Source organism: Pelagicoccus albus, assembly GCF_014230145.1.
GTDB lineage: Bacteria > Verrucomicrobiota > Verrucomicrobiia > Opitutales > Opitutaceae > Pelagicoccus > Pelagicoccus albus.
In genome coordinates this window covers 63,868-90,252 of the sequence record NZ_JACHVC010000012.1, presented here as the reverse complement: position 1 = coordinate 90,252, position 26,385 = coordinate 63,868, and the positions used below count along the sequence as shown (strand labels likewise).

33 protein-coding genes and 1 pseudogene are annotated in these 26,385 nt (G+C 52.2%); all 34 read left to right on the top strand.

Features of this window, described 5'->3' with window-relative positions; genetic code table 11:
- Positions 1 to 231 precede the first annotated feature (231 nt).
- The 34 genes and pseudogenes from H5P27_RS10185 to H5P27_RS10020 all read left to right on the top strand — a co-directional run bounded on the left by H5P27_RS10185 (position 232) and on the right by H5P27_RS10020 (position 26,333).
- Positions 232 to 834: a DUF2760 domain-containing protein gene (locus H5P27_RS10185; RefSeq protein ID WP_221774673.1), complete on the top strand. Its 603-nt coding sequence runs from the start codon at positions 232 to 234 to the stop codon at positions 832 to 834.
- A gap of 556 nt (positions 835 to 1,390) precedes the next feature.
- Positions 1,391 to 3,232 (top strand): Hsp70 family protein, encoded by a 1,842-nt coding sequence (locus tag H5P27_RS10180; RefSeq protein WP_185660290.1) that lies wholly within the window; start codon positions 1,391 to 1,393, stop codon positions 3,230 to 3,232.
- Between the two features lie 4 nt (positions 3,233 to 3,236).
- Positions 3,237 to 5,903: a hsp70 family protein gene (locus tag H5P27_RS10175; protein WP_185660289.1), complete on the top strand. Its 2,667-nt coding sequence runs from the start codon at positions 3,237 to 3,239 to the stop codon at positions 5,901 to 5,903.
- A gap of 294 nt (positions 5,904 to 6,197) precedes the next feature.
- Positions 6,198 to 6,578, top strand: a complete 381-nt coding sequence (gene rpsL / locus H5P27_RS10170; protein WP_185660288.1) for a 30S ribosomal protein S12 — start codon at positions 6,198 to 6,200, stop codon at positions 6,576 to 6,578.
- 17 nt (positions 6,579 to 6,595) lie between these two features.
- Complete coding sequence (rpsG, locus tag H5P27_RS10165) at positions 6,596 to 7,069, top strand: 30S ribosomal protein S7 (RefSeq protein ID WP_185660287.1); 474 nt, start codon at positions 6,596 to 6,598, stop codon at positions 7,067 to 7,069.
- A 44-nt stretch (positions 7,070 to 7,113) separates the two neighbouring features.
- Positions 7,114 to 9,255 carry an elongation factor G gene (fusA, locus tag H5P27_RS10160; RefSeq protein ID WP_246462613.1) on the top strand — a complete coding sequence of 714 codons (2,142 nt, stop codon included), beginning with the start codon at positions 7,114 to 7,116 and terminating at the stop codon, positions 9,253 to 9,255.
- Positions 9,256 to 9,285: 30 nt separating this feature from the next.
- Complete coding sequence (rpsJ, locus tag H5P27_RS10155) at positions 9,286 to 9,594, top strand: 30S ribosomal protein S10 (RefSeq protein ID WP_040898353.1); 309 nt, start codon at positions 9,286 to 9,288, stop codon at positions 9,592 to 9,594.
- A 108-nt stretch (positions 9,595 to 9,702) separates the two neighbouring features.
- Positions 9,703 to 10,341: a 50S ribosomal protein L3 gene (gene rplC, locus H5P27_RS10150; protein ID WP_185660286.1), complete on the top strand. Its 639-nt coding sequence runs from the start codon at positions 9,703 to 9,705 to the stop codon at positions 10,339 to 10,341.
- Positions 10,342 to 10,358: 17 nt separating this feature from the next.
- The gene (gene rplD, locus H5P27_RS10145; protein WP_185660285.1) at positions 10,359 to 10,994 is read left to right on the top strand and encodes a 50S ribosomal protein L4; all 636 of its coding nucleotides are present in this window, start codon (positions 10,359 to 10,361) and stop codon (positions 10,992 to 10,994) included.
- Positions 10,991 to 11,281 carry a 50S ribosomal protein L23 gene (rplW, locus tag H5P27_RS10140; protein WP_185660284.1) on the top strand — a complete coding sequence of 97 codons (291 nt, stop codon included), beginning with the start codon at positions 10,991 to 10,993 and terminating at the stop codon, positions 11,279 to 11,281. The genes rplD and rplW overlap by 4 nt, the downstream gene beginning before the upstream one ends.
- Positions 11,282 to 11,299: 18 nt before the next feature.
- Positions 11,300 to 12,154: a 50S ribosomal protein L2 gene (gene rplB, locus H5P27_RS10135; RefSeq protein WP_185660283.1), complete on the top strand. Its 855-nt coding sequence runs from the start codon at positions 11,300 to 11,302 to the stop codon at positions 12,152 to 12,154.
- Between the two features lie 15 nt (positions 12,155 to 12,169).
- Positions 12,170 to 12,436, top strand: coding sequence for a 30S ribosomal protein S19 (gene rpsS / locus H5P27_RS10130; RefSeq protein WP_185660282.1), 267 nt, complete (start codon positions 12,170 to 12,172; stop codon positions 12,434 to 12,436).
- Positions 12,437 to 12,456: 20 nt separating this feature from the next.
- On the top strand, positions 12,457 to 12,792 hold the full coding sequence (gene rplV / locus H5P27_RS10125) for a 50S ribosomal protein L22 (protein WP_185660281.1): 336 nt from the start codon (positions 12,457 to 12,459) through the stop codon (positions 12,790 to 12,792).
- 14 nt (positions 12,793 to 12,806) lie between these two features.
- Positions 12,807 to 13,430: a 30S ribosomal protein S3 gene (gene rpsC / locus H5P27_RS10120; protein ID WP_185660280.1), complete on the top strand. Its 624-nt coding sequence runs from the start codon at positions 12,807 to 12,809 to the stop codon at positions 13,428 to 13,430.
- A gap of 19 nt (positions 13,431 to 13,449) precedes the next feature.
- On the top strand, positions 13,450 to 13,869 hold the full coding sequence (gene rplP, locus H5P27_RS10115) for a 50S ribosomal protein L16 (RefSeq protein WP_185660279.1): 420 nt from the start codon (positions 13,450 to 13,452) through the stop codon (positions 13,867 to 13,869).
- A gap of 21 nt (positions 13,870 to 13,890) precedes the next feature.
- Positions 13,891 to 14,097 carry a 50S ribosomal protein L29 gene (gene rpmC / locus H5P27_RS10110; protein ID WP_185660278.1) on the top strand — a complete coding sequence of 69 codons (207 nt, stop codon included), beginning with the start codon at positions 13,891 to 13,893 and terminating at the stop codon, positions 14,095 to 14,097.
- Between the two features lie 19 nt (positions 14,098 to 14,116).
- Positions 14,117 to 14,371, top strand: a pseudogene (gene rpsQ / locus H5P27_RS10105) (30S ribosomal protein S17); the annotation flags it as partial.
- Between the two features lie 101 nt (positions 14,372 to 14,472).
- Positions 14,473 to 14,838, top strand: a complete 366-nt coding sequence (rplN, locus tag H5P27_RS10100; protein WP_185660276.1) for a 50S ribosomal protein L14 — start codon at positions 14,473 to 14,475, stop codon at positions 14,836 to 14,838.
- A 1-nt stretch (position 14,839) separates the two neighbouring features.
- Positions 14,840 to 15,091, top strand: a complete 252-nt coding sequence (rplX, locus tag H5P27_RS10095; protein WP_185660275.1) for a 50S ribosomal protein L24 — start codon at positions 14,840 to 14,842, stop codon at positions 15,089 to 15,091.
- 78 nt (positions 15,092 to 15,169) lie between these two features.
- A complete protein-coding gene (gene rplE, locus H5P27_RS10090; protein ID WP_185660274.1) occupies positions 15,170 to 15,748 on the top strand; it encodes a 50S ribosomal protein L5 in 579 nt (192 codons plus the stop codon).
- Positions 15,749 to 15,760: 12 nt separating this feature from the next.
- Positions 15,761 to 16,066, top strand: a complete 306-nt coding sequence (gene rpsN / locus H5P27_RS10085; RefSeq protein ID WP_185660273.1) for a 30S ribosomal protein S14 — start codon at positions 15,761 to 15,763, stop codon at positions 16,064 to 16,066.
- A 113-nt stretch (positions 16,067 to 16,179) separates the two neighbouring features.
- Entirely contained in the window at positions 16,180 to 16,575 is a 396-nt protein-coding gene (rpsH, locus tag H5P27_RS10080; RefSeq protein ID WP_185660272.1) for a 30S ribosomal protein S8, read from the top strand.
- A 16-nt stretch (positions 16,576 to 16,591) separates the two neighbouring features.
- Positions 16,592 to 17,125, top strand: a complete 534-nt coding sequence (rplF, locus tag H5P27_RS10075) for a 50S ribosomal protein L6 (RefSeq protein WP_185660271.1) — start codon at positions 16,592 to 16,594, stop codon at positions 17,123 to 17,125.
- Positions 17,126 to 17,172: 47 nt separating this feature from the next.
- Complete coding sequence (gene rplR, locus H5P27_RS10070; RefSeq protein WP_185660270.1) at positions 17,173 to 17,535, top strand: 50S ribosomal protein L18; 363 nt, start codon at positions 17,173 to 17,175, stop codon at positions 17,533 to 17,535.
- A 10-nt stretch (positions 17,536 to 17,545) separates the two neighbouring features.
- Complete coding sequence (gene rpsE, locus H5P27_RS10065) at positions 17,546 to 18,178, top strand: 30S ribosomal protein S5 (RefSeq protein ID WP_221774733.1); 633 nt, start codon at positions 17,546 to 17,548, stop codon at positions 18,176 to 18,178.
- A gap of 27 nt (positions 18,179 to 18,205) precedes the next feature.
- On the top strand, positions 18,206 to 18,658 hold the full coding sequence (rplO, locus tag H5P27_RS10060) for a 50S ribosomal protein L15 (RefSeq protein ID WP_185660269.1): 453 nt from the start codon (positions 18,206 to 18,208) through the stop codon (positions 18,656 to 18,658).
- 30 nt (positions 18,659 to 18,688) lie between these two features.
- Positions 18,689 to 20,194, top strand: coding sequence for a preprotein translocase subunit SecY (secY, locus tag H5P27_RS10055; protein ID WP_185660268.1), 1,506 nt, complete (start codon positions 18,689 to 18,691; stop codon positions 20,192 to 20,194).
- Between the two features lie 173 nt (positions 20,195 to 20,367).
- A complete protein-coding gene (gene rpsM / locus H5P27_RS10050; RefSeq protein WP_185660267.1) occupies positions 20,368 to 20,739 on the top strand; it encodes a 30S ribosomal protein S13 in 372 nt (123 codons plus the stop codon).
- Between the two features lie 17 nt (positions 20,740 to 20,756).
- Positions 20,757 to 21,272, top strand: a complete 516-nt coding sequence (gene rpsK, locus H5P27_RS10045) for a 30S ribosomal protein S11 (RefSeq protein WP_221774672.1) — start codon at positions 20,757 to 20,759, stop codon at positions 21,270 to 21,272.
- A gap of 45 nt (positions 21,273 to 21,317) precedes the next feature.
- A complete protein-coding gene (gene rpsD / locus H5P27_RS10040; protein WP_185660266.1) occupies positions 21,318 to 21,929 on the top strand; it encodes a 30S ribosomal protein S4 in 612 nt (203 codons plus the stop codon).
- Between the two features lie 72 nt (positions 21,930 to 22,001).
- Positions 22,002 to 23,003 carry a DNA-directed RNA polymerase subunit alpha gene (locus H5P27_RS10035; RefSeq protein ID WP_185660265.1) on the top strand — a complete coding sequence of 334 codons (1,002 nt, stop codon included), beginning with the start codon at positions 22,002 to 22,004 and terminating at the stop codon, positions 23,001 to 23,003.
- 26 nt (positions 23,004 to 23,029) lie between these two features.
- Positions 23,030 to 23,518, top strand: a complete 489-nt coding sequence (gene rplQ / locus H5P27_RS10030) for a 50S ribosomal protein L17 (RefSeq protein WP_185660264.1) — start codon at positions 23,030 to 23,032, stop codon at positions 23,516 to 23,518.
- A gap of 388 nt (positions 23,519 to 23,906) precedes the next feature.
- Positions 23,907 to 25,448 carry a glutamine-hydrolyzing GMP synthase gene (guaA, locus tag H5P27_RS10025; RefSeq protein WP_185660263.1) on the top strand — a complete coding sequence of 514 codons (1,542 nt, stop codon included), beginning with the start codon at positions 23,907 to 23,909 and terminating at the stop codon, positions 25,446 to 25,448.
- A gap of 99 nt (positions 25,449 to 25,547) precedes the next feature.
- Positions 25,548 to 26,333, top strand: coding sequence for a hypothetical protein (locus tag H5P27_RS10020; RefSeq protein ID WP_185660262.1), 786 nt, complete (start codon positions 25,548 to 25,550; stop codon positions 26,331 to 26,333).
- Positions 26,334 to 26,385 lie beyond the last annotated feature (52 nt).

Here is a 26,385-nt window from a genome sequence, read left to right as displayed (position 1 = left end):
TACTTTCAAGCCGTATCCTGATCAGGGATACGGCTTTTTTGTGCTCTGTTAAATCGGTCTTTGCCGGTCTTCGTTGTTTAGACTGTAGGCTCTTTGATTGTCGGCCCACGATTCGCTAGGTTTCGTTTTCGGTGTGGACACCGATGGAATCGCCGCCAATAGGCTAGGGTGAACCGGTCGCAAATTGATCTTTTGAATCTGACCTAAACTTTTACCAAACCAGTTTATCCTATGAAAAACCAAGCCCTTATCGCTGGAGTTTTAATCGCAATACTCAACGGCCTGCTTTTTGTCCCTGGCTTCGAACAGTATGGCACCTACATGATCGCTGGAGCCTTGGCTATGGCACTCTGGCTAGTGCTTAAGGTCGTCGTCGCTCCGCCAGAAAAGCAGATCAAGGAGAAGCCTGTTTCCGCGGCGAGCACACCTGCTCCAGAGAAAAAAAACAATGCAGAGGCGGAAGTGGTTGCCGTTTTGGCGGCTCTCCAGAGCAAAGGCCGGTTTATCGATTTTCTGATGGATGATATCAGCAAGTACAGCGACGCCCAAGTCGGCGGAGCGGCTCGCGTCGTGCATCAGGGTTGCAAGAGCGCTCTAGACGAGATTGCGAGCGTTGTGCCGGTGGCGTCCGAAAAAGAGGGCGAAACAGTGACGGTGCCGAAGGCTTTGAGTGCATTCTACAGTTTGTCGGGTTCGATTGCGGGAGAAGGACCCCATAGTGGCAAGTTGGTGCACAAGGGTTGGATGACCAACAAGCTAAACTTGCCCCGTGTCACTGCCTTGGAAAAAGGAAATCTGCCTCCGCTCGCGCCTGCCCAAGTAGAGGTGAAATAATCGCCTGTCACCTGCTAGTTACAAACGTCATCTAGCTACGGTATAGTACCTGCCGTTTTGCTCTCGATTCAGTTTTTAGTTCAATCAGCCCGTTAAGGGCAATTTGATCCCAAGATGAGAACAGGCATCTTGGATTGTTACCGGTAGAATTACCCGTGAGCCTCCTGGTGAAAAAATGCCAGCCGATTTTGCCTCGATAGGAAATCAATCGAAATTCAGCTGACGATCTTATCCAAGTAGGCGCTTTCTCCACTGTCGGGCGCTCGGCTTACCCCGTTTCTTCGAACGTGTAGCCCGCTCAATTGATCGGCGGGTTTTTTGAATTGGGAATTCAATCTAGACTAGCCTGATAGAACTACCGTAACCCGAATGCGGCTCGAGAACTGCTTTTCGGTTGGACTCGCGGGACTGAGGTTTGATTAAACCGCGTCCATCGGGCTTTTAATCCGAACAAGCTCGCAGTCCAATTTTTGAAAATAGAGCAAGGTCGCCCGTATTTCGTATCTCTCATCCATTCGAACGAGGAGTCCGGGGCGACCAAATCAAAGCCACAATAATGGAAAAGAATTTTGTTTTAGGAATCGATCTGGGAACCAGCAACAGCGCTGTGACGCTTTACGACCTGGAATCAGGTGAAAGCCGCGTCGTAGAAGTTACTCAGATCCTCGCCCCCAGCCAAGTCGGAGAAAGGAGTTCGCTGCCCTCTGCTCTTTACTTGCCGGGCCAGGGTGAATTTTCGGCTGACGCGGTCCGCGTACCTTGGCGCGAGGGGGAGGCCAGCGATATCGTAGGTGTTTTCGCTCGCGAACATGGAGCTCAGGTTCCCGATCGCCTTGTGACTTCCGCCAAGTCTTGGTTGTCCAATCCGCACGTCGACCCGCAGGCTGCAGTGCTTCCGTGGAATTCGGAGATAGGGGAGGGCAAAGTTTCCGCCGTGGAGGCATCGCGTCGCTATCTGTCCCATCTCAAGCAAGGTTTCCTCTACGCGGAGCGTTTGGAGGGGCGAGAGTGGGATTTTGAACAAGGGGAACTGGTGCTCACTGTTCCGGCATCTTTCGATGAAGTTGCCCGTAAACTAACCTCCGACGCCGCCAAGGCGGCTGGTTTCCCGGAGCCGGTTTTGTTGGAGGAACCGCAAGCTGCCTTTTATGCCTGGACTGATAAAGTCGGGAGCGATTGGCGTAAGCAGGTCTCGGCGGGAGACGTGATTCTTGTTTGTGATGTCGGTGGGGGCACGGCCGATTTCAGCCTCATCGCGGTAAGTGAGGAAGAGGGGAATCTTGCAGTCGAGCGAATCGCGGTGGGCGAACACATCCTATTAGGCGGAGATAACATGGATTTGGCCCTGGCCTACACCTTGCAGGCTCAGCTGGAAGAGGAAGGTACCGAGATTGACGATTGGCAGTTCATGGCCTTAGTTCACTCGGCTAGCGTGGCCAAAGCGAAACTCTTCGAAGATAAGTCGCTCGGTGAGTTGAGCATTTCTGTGCCCTCTCGTGGTTCCAGCCTCTTCGCTGGGACGGTTACCACAACGCTCTCCCGCGAGACGTTGGAAGCGGTGGTGATAGATGGCTTTTTCGAACTGACTGCAGCGAGTGAAATGCCGGTGGAAGATGGCGGGGCGGCTCTGCAAGAATTTGGTTTGCCCTACGCTTCTGATGCGGTGGTGAGCAAGCACTTGGCCCGCTTCTTGTCACGCAGCCTCAAGAATGTGAAGGCTAGCGAAAATCTGTCTGCCTTGATCGGGCAAGCGGAAGAAGCTCTGGTGGGTGACCTGCTTAAGCCCACCGCTGTCCTGTTCAATGGAGGCGTTTTCAAGGCTGATGCCTTGCGCCAGCGGGTTCTCGATTTGCTGGCATCTTGGTGCGGAACAGCTCCTCGTGAACTAGAAGGATTTCAGCCGGACTTGGCGGTCGCGAAGGGAGCGGCCAGTTACGGACGAAATCGGGTGACCGGACAGGGGCTGAGAATCCGAGCGGGAACGGCGAGGTCCTATTACCTCGGTCTCGAATCTTCGCGTCCCGCAGTTCCCGGGTTTAAGCCACCGATTAAGGCGGTGTGTGTTGTGCCTCAAGGTATGGAAGAAGGATCCTCGCTCACGCTTGAGGGGCGTTCCTTTGGTTTGGTCACTGGGAAGCCTGCCGTTTTCCGCTTTTTCGCTTCTGAAATTCGCAGCGGCGACAAACCGGGAGACTTGGTGCCCAAAGCGGACAAGGAGTTGGAAGAAACCAGCAAACTGGAAATTACTTTGCCGCCGATGGAAGAGTTTCCGGAAGGCCAGCCTATTCCGGTGCGTTTGAACTCGGTGGTGACAGAGCTCGGCAATTTGGAGCTTTGGATGCAGCACGTGGATTCCGATCGGAGCTGGAAGATAGAATTCCAGGTTCGCATGGAGTGAGGGTATGGCCGGTTTTCCACGCTATAGTATTGGAATCGATCTTGGGACCACCAACTGCTCGCTCGCTTATGTCGATTTGAGCCGGACGGATGGCGAATCCCAGGTTTTGATGATTCCCCAGCTCGAGCAGCGGGCTACGGAGGTCGAGCGAACCTCGTTGCCTTCGTTTCTCGCCTACGAGTCAGAGGGGCGTTGGTTGGTTGGGGCCTACGCAAAGCGTTTAGCCCGTGAAACTCCCGACTTGGTCGCACATTCCGCCAAATCTTGGTTGGGCAATCTTTCGCTAAGCCCGAGCTCTGGAATTCTCCCTTGGAAGTCTAGAGCCGTACCTGAGAGTGAGAAATTAACACCGATGGGCGCCTCCGCGTTGCTGCTGGCAACCTTGAGAGATGCGTGGAATCGCAAGTTTGGAGAATCCGCCCCCTTTGGCAGCCAGTCTGTGGTCATAACCGTTCCTGCCTCCTTCGATCCCGCTTCGCAGGCCGCGACGCTTCAAGCTGCCAAGCAAGCCGGATATCCGGCGGGAGTGCGTATTGTGGAAGAGCCGCAAGCCGCATTTTACCGCTGGCTTGAGTCCCAGTCAGTCACGCTGTCGGAGTTGGAAGTCGGAAGTCGAATTCTTGTGGTTGATGTGGGAGGGGGTACCTCAGATTTCAGCCTGTTTTCCGTTGCGAGAGATGATGACGGGACCTTTTCAATCAAGCGGGAGTCGGTGAGCGAACATTTGCTTTTGGGCGGCGATAATATGGATTTGGCCCTTTCGTATGCCTTGGAGTCGGAGCTGGTTGGGGCGAGTGAGGAACTGAGTGTAGACCAATGGGGCTTTTTGCTGAGTCGAGCTCGAGAGTTGAAAGAGGCGAGTCTAGAAGCGGAGTCAGATGGCTCCTTCAAGGTAGCGATTCCTAGTAAAGGTGCGGGCTTGCTGGCTGGAACGCTCTCAGCGGAAATTTCTCTGTCGCAAGCTCGCGAGCTGGTTCTGGAGGGATTCTATCCGTTGTGTTCAGCGGGGACCGTTGCAGAGAAAGCTCAGGAGGGCATGCGGGAGTGGGGCTTGCCCTACGCGGTGGATTGCGCGGTCACTCATCATATTTCTGAGTTTTTGGGAGCGGAACCTCGTGTGGACGCTGTCTTGTTTAATGGAGGCAGCCTTTCGACGACTGTAGTTCAGCAGCGCTTGCTCGAGCTACTGGCAAACTGGCAAGGCGGCGAAACACCTTTTTTGATGGCAAGCTCGGAAACTGATTTGGCGGTTGCCCGCGGCGCTGCTTACTTCGGTGCACTATCCTATAGAAAAGAAAGGGTGATCGATTCCGGGGCATCCCGCTGTGTATTGCTTAAGCTGGCGATTGATGAGAGGGCAGAATATGTCTGTGTTTTGCCCAAAGGGGCACAGCCGCTCGAGGTCTTCGTCGCTGAAGTTGACGGCCTCCATTTGCAGCTGAATAAAGTGGCTCGCTTCGAAGCAGCGCTTGGGGATGCTGACATGAGTCTTTCAGCGGGAGAGCGACGCTTCTCGGATGCCAGTCGTCTGCGGACTCTGCCCGCGCTCGAGACGGAAGTGGAAATGGACGGAAGCGACTCGGTTCCGGTTCGTCTACGTGCGTGTTTAAACGAATTGGGCCTGGTCACGGTGGTGTGCGAGTCCACGGATCCCGAGCGTGAAGGGGAGTGGGAGTTGGAATTTAACCTGCGTGGGGATGTTTCGGTGGCGACCACTGCATCGACACAGGCTGACAAAGGGGTGCAGGCTTACGACTTAAAGCGTGCTCAAAAAGCCGAGTCGATTCTCCTCGGGCGATTGTTCAGCAAGGATCCGAACCTAAAAGCATCGAGGATCTTCAAAGAATTGGAGTCGAGTCTGGCTTTGCCCAAACCGGACTGGAATTTACCGCTTTGTAGGGCCCTCATCGACGGATTGCTAGCGAAGGGAGTGGTCCCAGTTGAGAACAATTCTGCGCTTGAAGCCTGGTTCCAGCTCGCGGGTTATTTGATGAGACCCGGGTTCGGTACACCTAGGGATCGCAGGCGACTGGATTTGTTTTTTGAATTGTTAGGCGATCCGGCCGCCCAGCCACGAAGAGTAGAGGTGCAACAGCTCATCTTTCTGAGGCGAGTTTGCTTCGGGCTTTCGGAGGAAGAACAGGCTAGTCTTTTCGACAAGCATTTCGAATTGCTTATCGGATCCCCCAAGTCCGAGCCGGAACGTATTCGGCTACTCTGTAGTTTGGAGGCGGTCGATTTGGAAAGGAAAGGCCGATTGTTCGAGGAATTGTCGCAGAGGTTGAGAATTTCGATGCAGAGTTCTGGGGAAGTCGGGTCCTTCCTGACGGGTATGGCAATCTTGCTTTCCCGGCTGCCTTTTCGGACAGGTTTGGATCGGGTCGTGCCGCCAAACCGAGTGGAGACTATTTTCGGACTCCTCAAAAAGGAGGATTGGACGAACTCGCGTTTCGCGGGAGCAAAAAACTTGTTTCTGAGGGCAGGGCGGATCGTGGACGATAGGCATCTGGACCTCTCCAGCGGACTCGCTCGCAAAATCCGATCCAAGCTTGAGAAGTCTGGCGTCGAACATTCCAAACTTCGTCCTTTGGAAATATACGTGGCCCGTTCGGTTTCAGACCAGAATACCAGCTTTGGCGAGGCCTTGCCGCCTGGACTAGTGTTGGTTTGAGGGTGCAAAGGCCGGATTTAGACGGTTGCCTCGTGCTGGAAGCGAAAAAGTGTGTTTTCTGTGACAATTCTTCTTGAAGACGAGGGGACAGCGCCCCAAACCGTTCGTCCTTTAAAATTTCCCGTCACATAGGGGGCTCCCAAAGGGCTCCCCGCCCAAACAACAGTGTAGGAAAATGAGCAGATTCAGCCGGTGAACGGGCTGGAGCTGCTTTTTGTTCTCTTTCGGTGAGAAAATACTTGCCGAACCACCTTCAAACGATACGTTCACGCTCTTTTCTCAAAATTTCACACCATGCCTACAATTAACCAGTTAGTCCGATTGGGCCGCAAAGTGATCAAGGCGAAGTCCAAGTCACGTGCCCTCGAAGCAAACCCGTTCCGACGCGGTGTGTGCGTACAAGTTATGACGCGTACGCCTAAGAAGCCGAACTCCGCTATCCGTAAGGTAGCTAAGGTTCGTCTGACCAACGGTTACGAAGTGATCGCTTACATTCCTGACGAAGGTCACAACCTTCAGGAACACAGCATCGTTCTCGTGCGTGGTGGTCGTGTTAAGGACCTTCCAGGTGTTCGTTACCACATCGTCCGTGGCACTCTTGACGCCCAGGGTGTGGATAAGCGTCGCCGCAGCCGCTCCAAATACGGAGTTAAGCGTCCTAAGGATAAGAAGTAAGCCAACTATTTTAAGCCATGTCACGTCGCAGAAGAGCTACTAAAAGACCAGCTAAGCCAGACGCCCGCTACGGCAGCGTACTCGTAGGTCGCCTCGTTAACACCGTCATGCGTGACGGCAAAAAGACTGTCGCTGAGCGTATCGTCTACTCCGCATTCGAAAAGGTTGCCGAAAAGCTCGGTAAGGGTGATCCGATTGATCTCCTCCTCGGTGCTTTGGAAAACGCTCGTCCACGCCTCGAAGTTAAGAGCCGCCGCGTTGGTGGTGCAACTTATCAGGTACCAGTCGAGATCTCTTACGATCGTCAGGAGTCGCTCGCGTTCCGTTGGATCGTGAACAGTGCCGCTTCCCGTCGTGGTCTTCCTATGAAAGATGCTCTCGCTGCCGAGATCGTCGACGCTTACAACAACACGGGTACTGTTGTTAAGAAGAAGGAAGATACTCACAAGATGGCTCAGTCTAACCGAGCCTTTGCCCACCTCCGCTGGTAATCAACCGCAGCTCTCTGCAGCTTAGCCTGTTTTGTTCTTTGTAAATGTCAGTCTCCCTTACAGCTCATTCGCCACGAAACGGCGCCGACAGACCGGTGCCGATGGAGTGGATGCGCAATATAGGCATCGCCGCCCATATTGACGCGGGGAAGACTACGACTACAGAGCGCATTCTTTATTATACAGGTGTAGTTCACAAAGTAGGGGAAGTTCATGACGGAAACGCCGTCACGGACTTCATGGAGCAGGAGCGTGAGCGTGGTATTACCATCACCTCCGCTGCCATTTCCTGCAATTGGAAGGCAAAGTACGGACCTTTCGAAAACGTTAACCACTTGGTTAACATCATCGACACCCCCGGGCACGTCGATTTCACCGCCGAAGTAGAGCGGTCCCTTCGCGTTTTGGATGGAGCTGTCGCGGTTTTTTGCGCGGTAGCAGGCGTTCAGCCGCAATCCGAAACCGTCTGGCGCCAAGCCGACAAGTACAAGGTACCTCGCATTGCGTTCGTCAACAAGATGGACCGTGTGGGAGCTAACTTCCAAGCGACTTTGGAAGACATGCGGGCAAAGCTAGGCGCAAACGCCCATCCGCTTTTCCTGAACATCGGTTCCGAAGAAAACTTCAAAGGCTTGGTCGACCTCGTTCGCAACAAGGCCTTCTTGTTCGACGAATCCGATGAAATGGGAGTTCAGACCATTGACGCTGAAATTCCTACCGAGTTAGCAGATGAAGCTTCGGCGCTACGCGAGTCGCTTATCGAATCCGTTGCGGACTTTGACGATGAATTGGCTGAGGCTTATCTCGGAGGAGAAGAGATTTCCGTCGAGCAGCTGATTCTAGCGATCCGCAAGGCTACCATAGCTCTCAAATTCGTGGGTGTTATCCCAGGTTCAGCCTTCAAGAATAAGGGTGTGCAGAGTGTACTTGATTCGGTTGTGAATTACTTGCCAAGCCCGCTTGATTTGCCAGCCACTCAAGGCCACGCCCAAGACGAATCTATCGTCGAAATCGAGGCGGACGATGCAGCAAAATCCTCTGCCTTGGCTTTCAAGCTTTGGAGCGATCCTTACGTTGGTAAGCTCGTTTTCGTTCGGGTTTATTCTGGCTCGATCAAAAAGGGCGATATGTTGTTCAACCCTCGCACTGGCAAGGGTGAGCGAGTCAGCCGCATCCTTCAGATGAAGGCGGATAGTCGCGAAGATCTCGAGATTGTGCGTTCAGGCGACATCTGCGCTTTGGTTGGTATCAAGAATGTGGCGACAGGCGATACGCTCGTACCCAAGGGTTATGACGTTTCTCTGATTCCACCTAGTTTCCCAGAGCCAGTCATCTCCATGACGATCGAGCCAAAGACCTCCGCAGACCAAGATAAGCTGGCTGCAGGTTTGGCGCGTCTTGCCGAAGAGGATCCAACTTTTGTTGTCAGTTCCAACCCTGAAACTGGACAAACTATCATCTCCGGTATGGGCGAGTTGCACCTTGAAATTATTCGCGACCGTTTGTTCCGCGAGTTCAAGGTAAGCGCACGCTCGGGAGAACCACAAATCGCCTACCGCGAAACGATTACTGCCAAGGCGAAGGCTGAAGGTAAGTTTATTCGTCAGACCGGAGGTAAGGGGCAATACGGTCACGCGGTGATCGAGATCGAACCTCAGGAAGTGGGCAAGGGGATTGAGATCGTCGACGAAACTGTTGGTGGCTCTATACCTCGTGAGTTCATCAAGCCAACTATGGATGGTATCCGCGAGGCTACACTGAACGGTGTGGTAGCGAGCTATCCGGTGATCGACCTCAAGGTTCGCCTTGTTGATGGTTCTTTTCATGAAGTGGATTCCTCCGAAACCTCATTCAAGATGGCTGGTATCTTCGCTCTGAAAGAAGCGATGAAACAGGCCTCGCCAGTTTTGCTCGAACCGGTGATGAAGGTGGAGGTTGTTACTCCTAACGAATTTCAAGGCGATGTGGTCGGAGACCTAAATCGCCGCAGAGGCCAGATCCAAAATTTGGAGACAAAAGGAGATCTGGGTTACATATACGCGACCGTCCCTCTCAAAACCATGTTTGGTTATGCGACAGACGTTCGTTCACTCTCCAAGGGACGTGCCAGTTACACCATGGAGTGGTCAAACTACGAGGTTGTTGCGCCAAAGCTCCTCGAAGAGATTCTAAACCAAGGTTGGTAATCCCCGCCGCAACTTTTCTACCGAACAATCATGACAGGACAAAAAATCCGCATCAGACTTCAAGGTTTCGACTATCGAGTAATCGATCAGTCCGCGTCAGAAATCGTGGATACAGCTAAGCGTTCCGGAGCTCGTGTCTCTGGGCCTGTACCCCTTCCGACTCGTATCGAGAAGATATCCGTTAACCGCTCTCCGCACGTAGACAAAAAGTCTATGGAGCAGTTTGAGATCCGCACGCACAAGCGTTTGCTCGACATCATCGAGCCAACTGCCCAGACCGTGGACGAACTCAAGAAGCTAAACCTACCTTCCGGCGTAGATATCAGCATCAACGTCTAATCTATCCGGATTCTAGAATACACAGTAATTTCGTTCGGCAACTCCGCCGGGCGCTAATGTGGGTCTAATAAAAACGAAGGCGAATGTCTTCACCTACCTCTTAGAAATATGAACTATACGCTATTAGGCAAAAAGCTGGGAATGACCCAGGTTTATGGCAGCGACAACCAGGTTGTCCCTGTCACCGTACTGCAGGCAGGTCCTTGCCCAGTGCTACAAGTTAAGACGGTTGAGTCCGACGGATACAATGCGATCCAGATCGGTTTCGAAACCAAGAAGGACAAGAACGCAAGCAAGGCAGCTCTCGGGCATGCCAAGAAGGCTGGCGTTGCTCACGCTCCACGCGTGATCAAGGAAGTCCGCAGCAGCGACGCGATTGACGCGACTGCTGGCGACGTCCTCGATGTTTCCAAGTTCGAGGTCGGCAAGAAGGTCGACATCATCGGAAACACTAAAGGTAAGGGATTCGCGGGTGTTATGAAGCGATTCAACACCAAGGGCGGACCTGCTTCTCATGGTTCCATGTTCCACCGCCGCATCGGTTCGATCGGTCTTTGCCAATGGCCAGGACACGTTTTCAAGAACCAGAAGATGCCGGGTCACATGGGTGCGAAGCAACGCACTATTCAAAATCTCGAGATCGTCAGCATCGACGCCGAGAAGAACCTGATCTTGGTCAAGGGTGGCATCCCAGGCGCAAATGGCGACACTGTGATGATCCGTTCTTCGATCAAAGCCAAGAAATAGGAAAGGACTGATCGACCATGAAACTTAAGCTTTTCAAAAACGACGGCAGCGCAAACGGCGAAACTGAAGTAGACGGACTTCCCGTCTTCGAAGGTGACAAGGGCCTGCAAGCTGTAAAAGAAGTAGTTGTAGCTCAGGCGGCCAACGCTCGCCAAGGCAGTGCAAACACCAAGACTCGCGGCGAAGTTCGCGGCGGTGGCAAGAAGCCATGGCGCCAGAAGGGCACCGGCCGCGCTCGTGCAGGTTCTACTCGCTCCCCAATTTGGGTTGGCGGTGGTATCGTCTTCGGACCACGTCCTCGCGACTACTCCAAGAAGGTTAACAAGAAGGTAAAGACCTTGGCATTCAGCCGCGCCTTGTTCGACCGCATCTCCGACGAGTCTCTCGTGGTGGTAGACGCTTTGGACATCGCTCCTGCCAAGACTAAGGTTGCCGAATCCATCGTCCGCGGCATCGCCCCCGTAGGAAAGGTGCTCGTTATCGACAAGGAATTCAGCGAAACCGCAATCTTGTCGCTGCGTAACCTCGCCGGTGTAGACCTCGAGGAAGCGCCACTCGTAAGCGTAACTGACCTCTGTCAGTTCAAAACAATCATCGTTACACGTGCAGGTCTCGAAGTTCTCGTCGAGCGTGCGAAAGGAGGCTCGAAATGATTCAGCCAGATAAGATCATCAAATCCGTTCACCTAACCGAGAAGAGCAACATCCAATCTTCCGAGATTGGTCAGTACACCTTCCAGGTTTTCAAGACCGCAACCAAGGACACCATCAAGGCTGCTGTTGAAAAGGCATTCGACGTCACTGTTAAGCGCGTGAACGTGATCAACCAGATCGGCAAGCCAAGCCGCAACCGCAAGACCGGTAAGACCTCTAGTGGATCCGGTTTGAAAAAAGCGATCGTGACCCTCAAGCAGGGCGACGTGATCGACTTCACCGCCTAAACGAGGAGACCAGACACAATGGCTATCAAAAGTTTTAATCCAGTTACTCCGACCCAGCGCTTTGCGGCGATCCAGGTTAAGGATGTAGCGAACAAGCGTCCTGAAAAGGCGCTTACCGAGTCAAAGGGCAAGCAAGCGGGTCGCAACTGCTACGGACGTATCACGATGCGTCGTCGCGGTGGCGGTCACAAGCAGCTTTACCGCATCATCGATTTCAAGCGTAACAAGTTTGATATCCCAGCTAAGGTACAGGCCATCGAGTACGATCCAAATCGTTCTGCTTACATCGCCTTGATCGCTTATGCAGATGGTGAAAAGCGCTACATCATCGCTCCAGCCGGAGTGAAGACAGGCGACACGGTTTTGTCCTCGCAAAAGATGATCGCTTTCGACGCAGGCAACGCGATGCCTCTCGAGTTCATTCCACCAAGCACCAAGTTGCACGCCGTCGAGTTGCTCCCAGGTAAGGGTGCGCAGATCGCTCGTGCAGCGGGCAATGCAGTCGAGTTGATCGGTATCGATGGAGATTCCGCTCAAATCAAGATGCCAAGTGGTGAAATCCGCCTCGTATCTAAGAAGTGCATGGCGACGATTGGTTTGGTCAGCAACGCCGAGAAGAAGAACGTAGTGGTAGGCAAGGCTGGTCGCAGCCGCTGGCTCGGCAAGCGTCCTCGTGTTCGTGGTGTTGTCATGAACCCGGTTGACCACCCCAATGGTGGTGGTGAAGCGAAGTCCAAGGGTGGTGGCGGACGCCAGATGCTGGTATCCCCTTGGGGTCAGTTGGCGAAGGGTTTCCCAACTCGTCGCAAGTCGAAGGAGAGCAACAGCCTCATCCTCGTCCGTCGCAACGGACGGAAAATGAAGAACAGATAAGCGAGGAAATAGAAAATGGCTCGTTCCATAAAAAAAGGATTTTTCGTAGACCCCAGCCTTCTCAAGAAGGTGGACGCTGCCCAAGCCGCCAACGATCGCAAGCCGATCCAGACTTGGTCCCGCCGTTCAACCATCACTCCTGAGTTCGTTGGATTGAATATTAACGTACACAACGGCAAGGCGTTTATCCCTGTCCACGTGACCGAAAACATGGTTGGCCACAAGTTGGGCGAGTTCTCACAGACTCGTACTTTCAAGGCCCACGGTGGTGGTAAGAAGTAAGCGAGGAGCATCGAATAGCAATGCAAGTACAAGCACGCACAAAATACGCTCGGATGTCGCCTAAGAAGGTGATCGAGGTCGCTCGCGCCATCCGCGGAAAGAACGCCAACGACGCTCTCGAACTGCTCAAGTTCATCCCGAGAAAGTCGGCTTTCCTTCTTTCTAAGACACTTCAGTCCGCAATCGCTAACGCTGAAAACAACCACGACCTCTCCGGTGATTCACTCACCGTGGAGCTCGCTACCGTCGAACAAGGCCCCGCGCTCAAGCGCTTCAAGGCTGCTGCTCGTGGTGGGGTTGCCAAGCGCAAGAAGCGTATGTCTCACATCCGCATCGTACTGTCTGATAACGCCTAAAGGAATTACGCAAAATGGGTCAAAAAACACATCCGATCGGATTTCGCCTCGCTGTAAATCGTAACTGGCAGTCACGCTGGTTCGCTCGCAAAAACGATTTTGCGGACACGCTTCACGAGGACTACATCATTCGCGAGAAGTTGATGGAAAAGCTCAAGTTCGCCAGCGTACCGCGCATCTTCATCGAGCGCGCTTCTGCCCGCGTCCGCGTCAAGATCTTCACCGCCCGTCCTGGTATCGTTATCGGTCGTAAGGGACAGGAAATCGAAAAGATCAAGGACGAGCTCGCCAAGGCAACTGGCAAGGAGATCCTTCTCGACATTCAAGAAGTCAAGAAGCCCGAGCTCGACGCTACTTTGGTAGCTGAGAACGTGGCCTTGCAGCTTGAGCGTCGTATCGCTTTCCGTCGCGCCATGAAGAAGGCTGTCCAGATGGCCATGTCTTTGGGCGCGAAGGGTATCAAGATTCAAGTTGGTGGTCGTCTCGGCGGCGCGGACATCGCTCGTACGGAAGTACAGCGTCAGGGTTCCGTGCCTCTCCACACGCTCCGTGAAGAAATCGATTATGGCACTGCCGAAGCGCGTACCGTTTACGGTATTATCGGTATCAAGTGCTGGGTATTCAACAAGGAAGACTAAGCCGAAAGGGTAACAAGCCATGCCTCCATTAACACCATCTCGCACTAAATACCGTAAGGTAATGAAGGGTCGCCTCCGCGGAAACGCGAAGGGTGGCGACACCATCGCTTTCGGTGACTTCGCAATCCAAGCTCTCGACCGTGGTCACTTCACCGGTCGTCAAATCGAAGCTTCTCGTGTCGCTATCACTCGTCACATGAAGCGTAAGGGTAAGCTTTGGATCCGCGTTTTCCCGCACAAGCCAATCACCAAGAAGCCTCTCGAAACTCGTATGGGTAAGGGTAAGGGGCCAGTTGACCACTACGTCGCTGCCATCAAGCCAGGTACCATCCTTTTCGAGCTTGCAGGTGTACCACTTGCAGTAGCTCGTCAGGCGATGTCACTCGCAGATGCAAAGATCCCGTTCAGAACTCGTTTCATCGAGCGCGACCGCGACTAAACCGGAAGGAACTACAAGAAAATGAAGACAAAAGACATTCAGGAACTTTCCGTTGCCGAGATCGAAAAGAAGATCCGCGATACCCGCGCCGAACTGCTCGATCTACGTCTCAAGAAACAGACTGGCCAAGTGGAGAAGACCCACAAGATCACGGAAGCTCGCAAGGATATCGCTCGGATGGAAACCATCCGTTCCGCGAAGATCGCCGCTGAGAAGAAGTCCGCCTAACACCTAATACTACCAGGCAATGGAAAATTCACGTAACAAGAGAAAAGATCTCACCGGCGTAGTGACCAGCATCATGGGCGATAAGTCCATCAAGGTCACCTACAGCTACAAGAAGGCTCACCCTCGCTACCGCAAGGTGATCAACCGTAAGACCGTCGTTCACGTACACGACGAGGAAAACACAGCTCGTCTAGGCGACAAAGTTGAGATCATGGAGACACGTCCACTCAGCCGCCTAAAGCGCTGGCGCCTCGTTTCTGTCGTTGAGCGCGCTCCAATGCTCGGCAAGAAGACACTCGCAGAGGTCGAAGCCGAACAGGAAGCTCACGCAGCGGAATCCGGTACGGAAGCATAAGCAGAGGAGGGTAACTTAAAATGATTCAACTACGTTCATCTCTCCAAATCGCGGACAACACTGGAGCCAAGCGCGCCAGCATGATCCGTCGACTTGGTCAAAACAAGAAGACCGCTGATGTAGGCGACGTTATCGTCGTAAACATCAAGGAAGCTAGCGTTGATTCCTCTGTGAAGAAGGGGTCTGTCGTTAAGGCGGTAGTCGTTCGCACCAAAGCTCCAATCCGCCGCAAGGACGGAAGCTACCTGCGTTTCGACTCCAACGCTATCGTTATCCTCGACAACAACGGCAACCCGAAGGGCACTCGCATCTTCGGCCCAGTCGCTCGCGAACTTCGTGGTAAGAAGTTCATGAAAATCGTATCCCTAGCACCGGAGGTTCTCTAAGATGGCCAAGGCACACATTAAAAAGGGCGAGGAAGTAATCGTACTCGCTGGCAAGGAAAAGGGGAAGCGCGGCAAGGTTTTGCAGCTGCTTCCTTCCAAGAACCGCGCGATCGTCGAAGGTTTGATGATGGTCAAGCGTCACGAAAAGAAGTCAGAGGAAAAGCCGGAAGGCGCCATCGTAGAACGCGAAGGCTCCATCCACGTATCCAACCTCATGGCTGCAGAGAAGTGGGATTCCCGCCGCTCCAAGTAATTCACCTAATATTAATCAGTCTAGTATAGACACGAGAACCAAGAAATTCGGGACGGAAATCCGAATTCGTAAAAACCAATGAGCTCTCAACAAACTCCAGTACTCAAGAAGCACTACGCTGACGTAGTTGCGCCAGGCCTCAAGAAGTCTTTGGGCTTTAAGAACGACATGCAGATCCCTGTGATCGAAAAGGTCGTTTTGAACATCGGCGTCAATGCTTCCGCAGACAAGTCCGTCCTCGAAGAGGCGGTCAAGAACCTCAGCGCCATCGCTGGTCAAGCAGCGGTCCGCACCTACGCTCGCAAGAGCATCGCGAACTTCAAGCTTCGTGAAGGAATGCCAATCGGATGCAAGGTTACCCTTCGTGGCAACCGCATGTGGGACTTCCTCTACCGTTTGCTCGCAGTAGGCCTCCCTTCCATTCGTGACTTCCGTGGAGTTCATTCCCGTTTCGACGGCAATGGCAACTACTCACTCGGCATCACCGATATCACAATCTTCCCGGAAATCACCACCGATGCTCTCAAGTACCAGTCCGGTCTCGAGTTTACCATCGTGACTTCCGCGTCCACCAACGAAGAAGGTAAGGAGTTGCTCACGCTTCTCGGAATGCCTTTCCGCAAGCAAGAAAAGAAGGAAGCGGAAACCGCAGCTTAATTTATTTAGAACATGGCAAAGAAATCAGCTATCGCCCGTAACAAGAAGCGCGAACGTCTGGTCGCTCAGTACGCTGAAAAGCGTGCTAACCTGAAGGCTATCATGGCCAATCCGGACAGCACCGACGAAGAGTTCTACGCAGCACAGCGCAAGCTCTGCAAGTTGCCTCGCAACTCTTCTCCAATTCGTGTGAAGAATCGCTGCAACATCACTGGACGTCCTCGCGCTTACATCCGCCGCTACGGACTTTCTCGTCTTACTTTCCGTGAGCTCGCTCTGGAAGGAAAGATCCCAGGCGTAACTAAGTCGTCCTGGTAAGCGATTGGGCGTTGACGATCTGCCTTTTGGCGATCAAATCGTCCGCTTTTCCAAAAAAATCATCTCGGGCCACGAGTTTGGATATCGCGTGGCCCTCAACCTAATATAATAGTATGCACACTGATCCAATCAGCGACTTCTTAACGCGCATTAGAAACGCGTCTTCGGCCGGAAAGGCCGAGTGCGCAGCGCCGCATTCAAAGCTCAAGGCTGCTATCGCCAAGATCCTTCTCGACGAAGGCTTCGTAAGCGAAGTGAAAGAGGGCACCGACGCCAAGGGTCACAAGACCATCGTCGTCGCTCTCAAGTACGTAGACGGCGAGGCCTCCATCAATGGAATCGAGCGCGTCTCTAAGCCAGGTCTTCGCCTTTACGCGAAGAGCAACGAAATTCCACGCGTCCTCAACGGACTTGGAGTTTGTATCCTCACCACGCCGAAGGGCGTCATGCGCGATCGCGAAGCTCGCCGCCAGAAACTTGGTGGCGAACTGATCTGCAACGTTTGGTAAGAAAGGGACTCCAGAAATGAGCAGAATCGGAAAATTACCAGTAGAGATCCCAGCGGGTGTCAAAGTCGACGTAAGCGGAACCACCGTTAAGGTCGAAGGCCCGAAGGGTAAGCTCGAAAAAACTTTCAACTCAGCAGTCGCGGTCGTCATCGAAGACGGGCAGGTCAAGGTCAGCCCAGCGGACTCAACACGTTTCGCCAACTCCATGTACGGAACAGCCCGCTCTATCATCAGCAACATGGTGCAGGGCGTAGTCGAAGGGTACTCAAAGGATCTTGAGATCTCCGGCGTTGGTTTCCAGGCGAACCTCAAGGGCAAGGTTTTGAACCTAAAGCTCGGCTATTCGCACGATTGTAACTACGACATCCCAGAGGGTGTTACCATCACTGTTGACGGCGGTACCAAAGTTAAGGTTTCAGGCATCGACAAGCACATGGTCGGACAGGCAGCAGCTTCTATCAAGAAGTTCGCTCCAATCGAACCTTACAAGGGCAAGGGCGTTCGCATCGTTGGCGAACACGTAATCCGCAAGGAAGGTAAGTCCGTCTAAGCTAGGGCTTAGATGCTAACCTCAAACTCAGAAAGAAGAGTTAACAGATGAAAATTCAAAAGAAAAACGAGCTCCTGCAAAAGCGCCGCTGGCGCGTACGCAAAAAGGTAGTTGGCACTTCAGAGCGTCCACGCCTTAGCCTTCATCTCAGCAACAAGCACATCTACGCTCAAGCGATCAACGACGAATCCGGCACCACCGTAACCTTCGTTTCCAGCCTCGGCAAAGACGTGCGTTCACAGAACCTCAAGGCAAACAACGCCGGTGCAGCTGCCCTTGGTAAGCTCTTTGGCGAAAAGGCCAAGGAAGCTGGAGTTAGCAAGGTCGTTTTCGACCGTAACGGACGTAAGTATCATGGCTGCGTCAAAACATTCGCAGAAGCCGCTCGCGAGGCCGGCCTAGACTTCTAATTGCCCTATGATGACACAGCAAAATTCTAACGGTCCTGCTAAGTCTGGACCAGGTGGTAATCGCGGACCAGGCGGTAGCCGTGGACCAGGTGGCAATCGTGGACCAGGTGGTAATCGTGGACCAGGTGGAAACCGTGGACCAGGTGGCAACCGTGGCGGACCTCGTGGACAACGTGAAGAGCGCGAAGACGATGGAATCTCCGAAAAGGTAGTATTCATCAATCGTTGTGCCAAGGTTGTTAAAGGTGGACGTCGTTTCAGTTTCTCCGCTCTCGTGGTGGCAGGTGACCAAGCTGGCAAGGTCGGTATCGGCTACGGCAAGGCGAACGAAGTTCCTGAAGCGATCCGCAAGGGCACTGAGCAAGCACGTAAGAACCTCGAGCCAGTTAAGCTCAAGGGTGACACCATCCCTCACGAAGTACTCGGCGAGTTCGATGGAGGTAAGGTTCTCTTGCGTCCTGCGACAACGGGTACCGGTATCATCGCTGGTGGCGGTGTGCGTGCCGTACTAGAGGCTGCAGGCGTTCAGAACGTACTCACCAAGTCTCTTGGCTCTAACAACCCTAACGCAATCGTTCTTGCTACCTTGGACGGGCTAAAGCAGCTCAAGACTCTCGAGGATTACAAGCGCCTGCGCGGTTAATCTAAACTTTGAAAGGAAAAGCTCAAAATGAGACTCCACAATCTATCTAACGTTAAAGGTGCAACCCACCGTCGCAAGCGCGTCGGTTGTGGTGAAGGCGGTGGCCACGGTAAGACTTCTGGTCGCGGTGGCAAGGGGCAGACGGCTCGTTCCGGGGGAGGTATCCGTATCGGTTTCGAAGGTGGTCAGATGCCTATCTTCCGTCGTCTTCCTATTCGCGGCTTCAACAACAAGAACTTCCGTACTGAATACGAAACCGTCAACGTCGGCGAACTCGCCAGGCTTGATGATTCGGTAACTGAGGTTGATCGCGACGCTCTTGCGGTTGCTGGGCTCGTTCGTTTGAACGACAAGCCACTCAAGATCCTCGGCGAAGGCGAAATCACCAAAGCTCTCAAGATCAAGGCTGCCAAGTTCAGCGGCTCCGCTAAGGAGAAGATCGAAAAGGCTGGTGGTGAAGCTATCGTAGCCGAAGCGTAAATCTTGTACTGATCCCCGAAACCAATAGGCATGCTATCCGCATTTACCAACTGTCTGAAGATTCCTGAGCTACGTCAGAAAATCTTTCTGATGCTCTCTCTTCTGTTTATCGCGCGTATCGGCGCTAATATCCCGCTTCCAGGTCTCGATATGAAACCGCTGCAGGATTATTTCGCTGATCAAACCGCGACAGGCGGTGGCAGTTTGGTAGGTTTGTATAACATGTTCACCGGTGGCGCGTTTCTGCGTGGTGCCGTATTCGCTTTGGGGATCATGCCGTATATTTCGGCATCTATCATTTTTCAGTTGATGGGTGCCGTTTTTCCCGCTCTTGCCCGTTTGCAGCAGGAAGGGGAGTCAGGGCGCGAAAAGCTTTCTCAGTATACTCGCTACGCCACGGTTGTAATCTGTGCTGTTCAAGCGGTTTTGCTCATCCTCGGTTTGCAAAACCCGGGCACGCTGTTTCCTGGTTTTTCTGGAGACACCTACGGTCAAATCGTTATCGTCAATAAGTTCTGGTTCCTCGTTTCGTCCACTGTGTTCCTTACCGCTGGTACGGTGCTATTGATGTGGATCGGTGAGCAGATCACTAAGCTTGGGATCGGAAATGGTATTTCGATACTGATCACCATTGGTATCATTTCAGACCTTCCTGGCGCTGCGAAGGCCACCTATGACTTGTTCTTTGGTCCTGTTGGCGTGCAGAAGCTCGTTTTCGGACATGGTATCCTGATGGCTGGGTTGCTCGTCTTGGTTACCGCCGGATTGGTAGCGGTGATTCAAGCGATGCGCAAGATTCCGGTCCAGTATGCTAAGCGTGTTGTTGGCCGTAAGGTTTACGGAGGACAAAGCTCATTCATGCCGCTGAAGGTGAATTACGCGGGTGTTATGCCTGTCATCTTTGCTTCGGCGTTATTGTCCTTTCCACAGCAGATCATCTCACAAATTGGGGCGTCCCTCAATTTGCCATGGATGGTCGATGCGGCCAATTTCCTCGTTCGTGGTTCCACCACCTACTACGTCATCTTTGGTTTGATGATTCTCTTCTTCAGCTACTTTTGGGTCTCGGTTATGTTCCGTCCTATCCAGATTGCTGATGATTTGAAAAAGTACGGTGGCTACGTTCCGGGAGTGCGTCCTGGTCAGCCCACCGCGAAATTTCTCGATTTCGTCATGACACGTCTGACTCTAGCGGGCGCCATATTCTTGACGATCATTACGGTATTTCCGGACGTTTTGCTTTTCCTCTACGAGATTCCGATGCGTGTCGCGATCTTCTTCGGGGGAACAGGTATGTTGATCACAGTGGGTGTTGCTTTGGATACAATGAAGCAAATCGAGACTCATCTGCTACAGCGCCACTACGATGGCTTCCTTAAGAAAGGTCGCATTCGTGGACGCAACCAAGCTAAAGGCTCGGACGCTGCACTTACCGGCGCAACTGAACTCAAAAACGTCGGAGCCCTCTATGCTGCAGTGTTGGCCATCTTTCTCGTTGGTCTCGCGGCATATTTCATACAGATCGCAACAAATTAATTCTTTACTTTCGGGTGAAGAGGGTCCATTCCGTTGCTCTTTTTTCCTTTGGCGACCTCTCTGCCAATTTAACGACTTAATCGAACATTGTTTCAACGGTGAGAAAAAAGTCATTCTCCTCATAGCTGTTGACTGATACAAATACCTTTTAACCAATAACTTGCTAGAACACTATGCCACGTATCCTAGGCGTTGACATTCCAGCCAACAAGAAGCTCGAATATTCTCTCCGTTACATTTACGGTATCGGACCAACTCGTTCAAAGACCATACTCGCAGAAACTGGTATCGACCCAGACATGCGCGCTAAGGATCTTAACGAAGAGCAGATCAATGCTATCATGAGCAAGATTCAGGATCTGCAGTTCGTGGTAGAGGGTGATCTCCGTCGTGAGCTCACAGCCAACATGAAGCGTCTGCAGGCTATCAATAGCTACCGCGGCCTTCGCCATCGTCGTGGTCTACCGGTTCGCGGTCAACGCACCAAGACCAATGCTCGCACTCGCAAGGGTAAGGTTAAAACGCAGGGTTCACTCCGCAAATAATTTAGGACCATCACGTCATGTCTGAAGAAAACGTAAAAGCTGAAGAAGAAGAAGCTAAGGACGTCTCCGCGGAGGCTCCTGTCGAGGAAGAGCTGATTGGTGGTGTAAAGAAGCAGCCAACCGCACAAGACCTACTCAAGGAGGAGATCGGAGATCTCAAGATCCGTAAGGCGAAGGGCAGCAAGAACGTAACCACTGGCATCGCCAAGGTTAGCGCGACCTTCAACAACACGATCGTCACGATCACTGATTTGAAGGGTAACACTATTTCATGGGCTAGCGCCGGAAAAATGAATTTCCGTGGTTCCCGCAAGTCCACTGCTTACGCCGCTCAAGTCGTAACGCAGAATGCTGCCAAAGCCGCAATGGCTCACGGTCTGAAGGAAGTCGTCATCGAGGTGAAGGGCCCAGGTATGGGACGTGATTCCGCCATCCGCGCCTTCCAAACTCTCGGTTTGGAAATCTCTTCAATTACCGACACTACGCCGATACCGCACAACGGTTGCCGTCCACCAAAGCGTCGTCGCGTCTAATCGCGGATTGCTTCAAACTCTGAACTCTCAAAATTTAAGAAGATCATGGCTCGCTATACCGGCCCAACTACAAAGATCAGCAGACGTTTCGGACAGCCAATTTTCGGCTCGTCGAAGTCTCTAGAGAAGCGCAACTACCCACCTGGACAGCACGGACCACGCCTCCGCCGTAAGCAGTCCGAATACTCGATTGGTCTAGGCGAAAAGCAGAAGCTTCGCTTCATGTACGGGCTGATGGAGAAGCAGTTCCGCCGTACTTTCGACCGTGCTAAGGCAACTCGTGGCGTAACTGGTACCATCTTCCTCCAGTTACTCGAGACTCGCTTGGATAGCATCGTGTACAACCTCGGTTTTACCAAGACTCGCAAGGCTGCTCGTCAGTTCGTCAACCACGGTCACATCTGCGTGAACGGACAGAAAGTCGACATCGCTAGCTTCCAAGTTAAAGTTGGTGACGAAATCGAAGTTCGCAACACCACTTCCTCCCGCCAGTTGGCTACTCGCAATATGGAAGCGAATCGTCTCCGCAATGTTCCGGACTGGATGACTCGCCAAGACGAAGCATTCCGTGGAGTCGTAAACCGCGAGCCAACCCGCGAAGAACTCGAGCCAAGCATCAACGAACAGCTGATCGTTGAGTTCTACAGCCGCTTCTAATTGCGACTGTTTTCCATCCTTACCTTTTATTCCGACCAACTTAATTTAGTCATTCGTAGACCTTAACGCAACATGCCGAAACGTATTGGAAAGTTCGAACTGCCAAACCGCCTCGTAAAAGTAGAGGAGGGATCCTCATCTACCTATGCGATGTTTCATGCAGAACCCTTCGAAGCGGGTTATGGTCACACGATTGGCAATTCATTGCGTCGCGTACTCCTCAGCTCCATCGAAGGTGCTGCTATCTCTTCGGTTAAGATCGAAGGCGTTAGCCATGAGTTTCAGAGTGTAGATGGTATCGTCGAAGATATCACTGACATTGTTTTGAACCTCAAGAAGGTGCTCCTCGTTTGCCATAAGCGCGAAGGGGTTAAGCTGATGATCAATACCAACCGTGCTGGAGCGATCACTGCGGCGGATATCCAACCGGATTCCAACGTAGAAATAGTCAACCCAGACCAAATCATCTGCACGCTCGATCGTGAGATGCCATTCACGGCGGAATTGGAAGTAAAGGTAGGACGTGGCTACTGGCCAGGTGAGGAGAATAAGGATGAAGATGATCCTATCGGGGTTATCGCAATCGACTCCCTCTTTTCCCCAGTTAGCTTGGTAAAGTACTCAGTTGAAGCGACCCGCGTTGGTCAAATCACTGACTACGACAAGCTCCTATTGGAAGTTTGGACTGACGGACGTATCACACCGGACGATGCTTTGAAGCAAGCAGGAGCGATCCTCAAGCATCACTTGGACGTGTTTGATAACGTTTCCGACGAAAATTATGAGTTCGAAGACGAAGGTGGAGAAGTAAGCGAAGAGCAGAATAAGCTCCGTAAGCTCCTCAACATGAGCGTTAACGAAATCGAGCTTTCTGTCCGTGCTGCCAACTGTCTCAACAACGCGAACATCACCACTGTGGGTGAACTCGCGATGAAGAGTGAGCAAGAAATGCTCAAGTATCGTAACTTCGGTAAGAAGTCCCTCAATGAAATCAAAGACAAGTTGGAGTCTCTCGGACTCTCGCTTGGAATGAAATTTGACGAACGCCTCCTCGATTCCAAGAAGGAGCTATAAACGTAACCTATTACTCTTAGACCGCCATGCGTCACCGCAAGCATCGTAATCAACTCGGCGTAAAGAAGGAGCACCGCGAAGCTCTTCTCGCCAACCTCTCAACCGCCCTTATCCAACACGGCCGCATCAAGACTACCCTCAAGAAGGCGAAGGCTCTTCGTCCTTTCGTAGAAAAGGTAATCACCTTGGCCAAGAAGGGTTCCTTGCATGATCGTCGTATCGCGATTTCTCGCGTTCGCGACGTAGCGGCTGTGAATGAACTTTTCGAAGAAAAGGTTGAGCAGTTCAAGGAACGTAACGGCGGTTACACACGCATCTACAAGATCGGTACACGCCGTGGCGACGCAGCTGAAATGGCTTTGATCGAACTAATCGACGCAGACGACGAAGGTTATGCGAAGAAGTCCAAGCCCAAGGCTAAGAAGGCTGAGGCTCCTGTAGCGGAAGAAGCTCCAGTCGTTGCGGAAGAAGCAACCGAAGGTGAAGCAGAAAAGCAGGAAGACGAAGCCAAGTAAGGCCTGGTCCATCGCTCATCTTTAACTTTTTTGAGAATGCGTTCTTCCGCGAAGAACGCATTTTCGCGTTTTAAAAACCGAGTACATTCGTGCATCCTTTCACCTGGTTTCTAATTCTATATACCGGCTCAGCTCTCGTTGTTGTATCCGGATTATGGTGTTATTATGAGCGTAGGGAAAAGAGGGTTTTCGACGTAAGAAGAAAACGTCGCATCTTCCACTGCGTGAAATGTGGCAATTTGTATTCTGTTCGAAAACGCGATGTATCCGAGGGCGAGGAATGCCCAAAATGCCAATACAATAACTTCGAACTATCTTTTTAGACTAATTCTGAGATCCCCCACAACGATCACAGTCTGAGAATCCTAGCCTAATCCACACCTCTACTATGAATCACCAAACGATCGCGGTCCTCGATTTTGGATCCCAATATACTCAAGTAATCGCTAGGCGGATACGTGAGTGCAATGTCTACTCTAAGATCTATTCCTACAAGACGAGCGCCAAGCAGCTTAAGAAAGACGGAGTGATTGGAGTTATCCTTTCTGGTGGTCCATCCAGCGTATTAGCTGCTAATTCGCCGAAAGCTGATCCCAAGATTTTTTCGCTCGGTGTTCCTGTATTGGGGATCTGCTATGGTGTGCAGTTGATTGCTCACTTGCTAGACGGCAAGGTTGAGAAGAGCAAGGAACGCGAATACGGGCATGGAACCTTGAAGGTTGCGAAAAAGGGTAGTCTGTTCCGTGGCTTGCCCACCAAATTGCGCGTTTGGAATTCGCACGGCGATCGTCTAGCGAAGATGCCGACTGGCTTTTCAGCTATAGCTTCGACTGAAAACTCCAGTTACGCTGCTATCGCAGACGAGAAGCGCAAAATCTACGGAATCCAGTTCCACCCTGAAGTGGATCACTCAGAGGGCGGAATCAATATTTTGGAGAACTTCCTCCGTAAGATCTGTGGCTGCAAAGGCGACTGGTCGATGGCTGACTTGGCTCGCGAGTCCATCGAGAAAATCCGTGAAAAGGTAGGAACTGATCGCGTGCTACTTGGTTTGAGTGGTGGTGTCGATTCTTCCGTAGCAGCGGCGCTCATACACAAGGCTATCGGACGTCAGCTGACTTGCGTGTTCGTAGACAACGGTTTGCTTCGCCTCCATGAACGCGAGTTGGTAGTCGACCTCTACAAGCGCAACTTCAACATGGATGTTCGGGTTGCTCGTGCCGGTAGCAAGTTCTTAAAGGCTTTGAAGGGTGTCACTGATCCTGAAAAGAAGCGTAAGATCATCGGCAAGACCTTTGTTAACGTTTTCCAGGATTCGCTTAAGCGAATTGGAGATGCCAAGTACCTCGCTCAGGGAACGCTTTATCCCGATGTGATTGAAAGCATTGCGATCGACGGTAATCCAGCGGCGACTATCAAGAGCCACCACAACGTAGGTGGTCTGCCTAAGAGCATGAAGTTTGAGTTGCTCGAACCGCTCCGTGAACTGTTCAAAGACGAAGTTCGTGCGCTGGGGTCCGCCCTTGGCCTTCCTAAGGAAGTCGTTTGGCGCCAGCCTTTCCCAGGTCCCGGTTTGGGAGTTCGAGTTTTGGGCGAAATCAACAAGCGGAATCTCGATATCCTTCGCAAGGCAGACGCAGTGCTGCACGAAGAGATGATGGAGTCGGAATTGTACTACAAAGTCTGGCAGTCGTTCTGCGTTTTCCTACCGGTTCGCACTGTCGGTGTGATGGGAGACGAGCGTACCTATGACAATGTGATCGCCCTCAGAATCGTCGAGAGCAAGGACGCAATGACCGCTGATTGGTCGCGCGTTCCTTATGAAGTGCTGCAACGCGTTTCGACTCGAATCATCAATGAAGTGGAAGGCGTCAATCGCGTCGTATACGATTTGAGCTCGAAGCCTCCGGGCACAATCGAGTGGGAGTAGCAGGATCGCTTCCCGTCTAATCGGAAATTTTGGCGGAGCGAGTTTGTGAACTCGTTCCGCTTTTTACTGTATCAAGCCCAAGCCTCAAAAAAAAAGATTATGATTATCTCTCGTTTAAAAACGCTTTGTTCGATCGCGTTTCTCTTTTCTTCTGCTCTGTCCCTCCACGCTCAAGATGGAGAACCTGTTCCCGAACTTTCAGATGCGGAGCGAGCTCAGAAGAAGGATGAAGCAGTAGAACTCGCTCGCTCCTATTTAGGAGCCGAGAAAGCATTGGATGGCGTGTCTTCGATTAAGATGGATGGCGTTCTCGTCTATGGAAATGGGGCCTCCGGAACGGTCGAGGCTTACTACAAAAGCCCGAATTACCACCAATTCATCTCTGTCTTCCAAGGGACCAAGGAGACCTCCACTTTGGATAGAAACGAAGCTTGGAGGAAAATTGAGGACCTACGCACTCCCAATTCTTACACGATGAGCTTCTATGAGCCCGACGATGTGAGGCATTTGGCTGCTACTGTTAGCGACTACCTTTCGTTTTTAAAAACTCCTCCCACCCGAAAAGGCCGTATCGAGTATCTTGGTACGAGTGTGGTAGATGGGCAGGATACAATCGTGCTGCTTTACATCCACAGTGATAGGATTTGGTTTCGTCGCTATATCGATCCGGAAACCGGCCGCGTGCTACACATGGTTAACGACAAGGGGATTGTCTTTTCCTATGAAGGCGAAATCGAAGCCGGAGGAATCAAGTTTCCAGAGCGCACAATTGTCAGAGTGGTCACTCAGTACGGACAGCAGAGCATGGAGATTTCCTTTTCGAACATTGTCCTAAATGGGCCAATGGATGCGGAACGTTTCCGGGTTCCAAGCGCAGGAGAGTAGCAGGCAAACTTATCCGTTTTCTGTTCTCGGAAATTAGACTTTGCCTTGAGGA

Coding starts and splice junctions, on each gene's coding strand:
- rpsN (WP_185660273.1), top strand. CDS start 15,761: ATGGCAAAGAAATCAGCTATCGCCCGTAACAAGAAGCGCGAACGTCTG.
- rplR (WP_185660270.1), top strand. CDS start 17,173: ATGAAAATTCAAAAGAAAAACGAGCTCCTGCAAAAGCGCCGCTGGCGC.
- rplN (WP_185660276.1), top strand. CDS start 14,473: ATGATTCAACTACGTTCATCTCTCCAAATCGCGGACAACACTGGAGCC.
- rpsD (WP_185660266.1), top strand. CDS start 21,318: ATGGCTCGCTATACCGGCCCAACTACAAAGATCAGCAGACGTTTCGGA.
- rplB (WP_185660283.1), top strand. CDS start 11,300: ATGGCTATCAAAAGTTTTAATCCAGTTACTCCGACCCAGCGCTTTGCG.
- secY (WP_185660268.1), top strand. CDS start 18,689: ATGCTATCCGCATTTACCAACTGTCTGAAGATTCCTGAGCTACGTCAG.
- rpsG (WP_185660287.1), top strand. CDS start 6,596: ATGTCACGTCGCAGAAGAGCTACTAAAAGACCAGCTAAGCCAGACGCC.
- rplV (WP_185660281.1), top strand. CDS start 12,457: ATGCAAGTACAAGCACGCACAAAATACGCTCGGATGTCGCCTAAGAAG.
- H5P27_RS10185 (WP_221774673.1), top strand. CDS start 232: ATGAAAAACCAAGCCCTTATCGCTGGAGTTTTAATCGCAATACTCAAC.
- guaA (WP_185660263.1), top strand. CDS start 23,907: ATGAATCACCAAACGATCGCGGTCCTCGATTTTGGATCCCAATATACT.
- rplP (WP_185660279.1), top strand. CDS start 13,450: ATGCCTCCATTAACACCATCTCGCACTAAATACCGTAAGGTAATGAAG.
- rpsC (WP_185660280.1), top strand. CDS start 12,807: ATGGGTCAAAAAACACATCCGATCGGATTTCGCCTCGCTGTAAATCGT.
- fusA (WP_246462613.1), top strand. CDS start 7,114: ATGTCAGTCTCCCTTACAGCTCATTCGCCACGAAACGGCGCCGACAGA.
- H5P27_RS10180 (WP_185660290.1), top strand. CDS start 1,391: ATGGAAAAGAATTTTGTTTTAGGAATCGATCTGGGAACCAGCAACAGC.
- rplQ (WP_185660264.1), top strand. CDS start 23,030: ATGCGTCACCGCAAGCATCGTAATCAACTCGGCGTAAAGAAGGAGCAC.
- rpsK (WP_221774672.1), top strand. CDS start 20,757: ATGTCTGAAGAAAACGTAAAAGCTGAAGAAGAAGAAGCTAAGGACGTC.
- H5P27_RS10035 (WP_185660265.1), top strand. CDS start 22,002: ATGCCGAAACGTATTGGAAAGTTCGAACTGCCAAACCGCCTCGTAAAA.
- rpsH (WP_185660272.1), top strand. CDS start 16,180: ATGCACACTGATCCAATCAGCGACTTCTTAACGCGCATTAGAAACGCG.
- H5P27_RS10175 (WP_185660289.1), top strand. CDS start 3,237: ATGGCCGGTTTTCCACGCTATAGTATTGGAATCGATCTTGGGACCACC.
- rplO (WP_185660269.1), top strand. CDS start 18,206: ATGAGACTCCACAATCTATCTAACGTTAAAGGTGCAACCCACCGTCGC.
- H5P27_RS10020 (WP_185660262.1), top strand. CDS start 25,548: ATGATTATCTCTCGTTTAAAAACGCTTTGTTCGATCGCGTTTCTCTTT.
- rplD (WP_185660285.1), top strand. CDS start 10,359: ATGAAACTTAAGCTTTTCAAAAACGACGGCAGCGCAAACGGCGAAACT.
- rplC (WP_185660286.1), top strand. CDS start 9,703: ATGAACTATACGCTATTAGGCAAAAAGCTGGGAATGACCCAGGTTTAT.
- rplW (WP_185660284.1), top strand. CDS start 10,991: ATGATTCAGCCAGATAAGATCATCAAATCCGTTCACCTAACCGAGAAG.
- rpsL (WP_185660288.1), top strand. CDS start 6,198: ATGCCTACAATTAACCAGTTAGTCCGATTGGGCCGCAAAGTGATCAAG.
- rpsJ (WP_040898353.1), top strand. CDS start 9,286: ATGACAGGACAAAAAATCCGCATCAGACTTCAAGGTTTCGACTATCGA.
- rplX (WP_185660275.1), top strand. CDS start 14,840: ATGGCCAAGGCACACATTAAAAAGGGCGAGGAAGTAATCGTACTCGCT.
- rpsM (WP_185660267.1), top strand. CDS start 20,368: ATGCCACGTATCCTAGGCGTTGACATTCCAGCCAACAAGAAGCTCGAA.
- rpmC (WP_185660278.1), top strand. CDS start 13,891: ATGAAGACAAAAGACATTCAGGAACTTTCCGTTGCCGAGATCGAAAAG.
- rplF (WP_185660271.1), top strand. CDS start 16,592: ATGAGCAGAATCGGAAAATTACCAGTAGAGATCCCAGCGGGTGTCAAA.
- rpsS (WP_185660282.1), top strand. CDS start 12,170: ATGGCTCGTTCCATAAAAAAAGGATTTTTCGTAGACCCCAGCCTTCTC.
- rpsE (WP_221774733.1), top strand. CDS start 17,546: ATGACACAGCAAAATTCTAACGGTCCTGCTAAGTCTGGACCAGGTGGT.
- rplE (WP_185660274.1), top strand. CDS start 15,170: ATGAGCTCTCAACAAACTCCAGTACTCAAGAAGCACTACGCTGACGTA.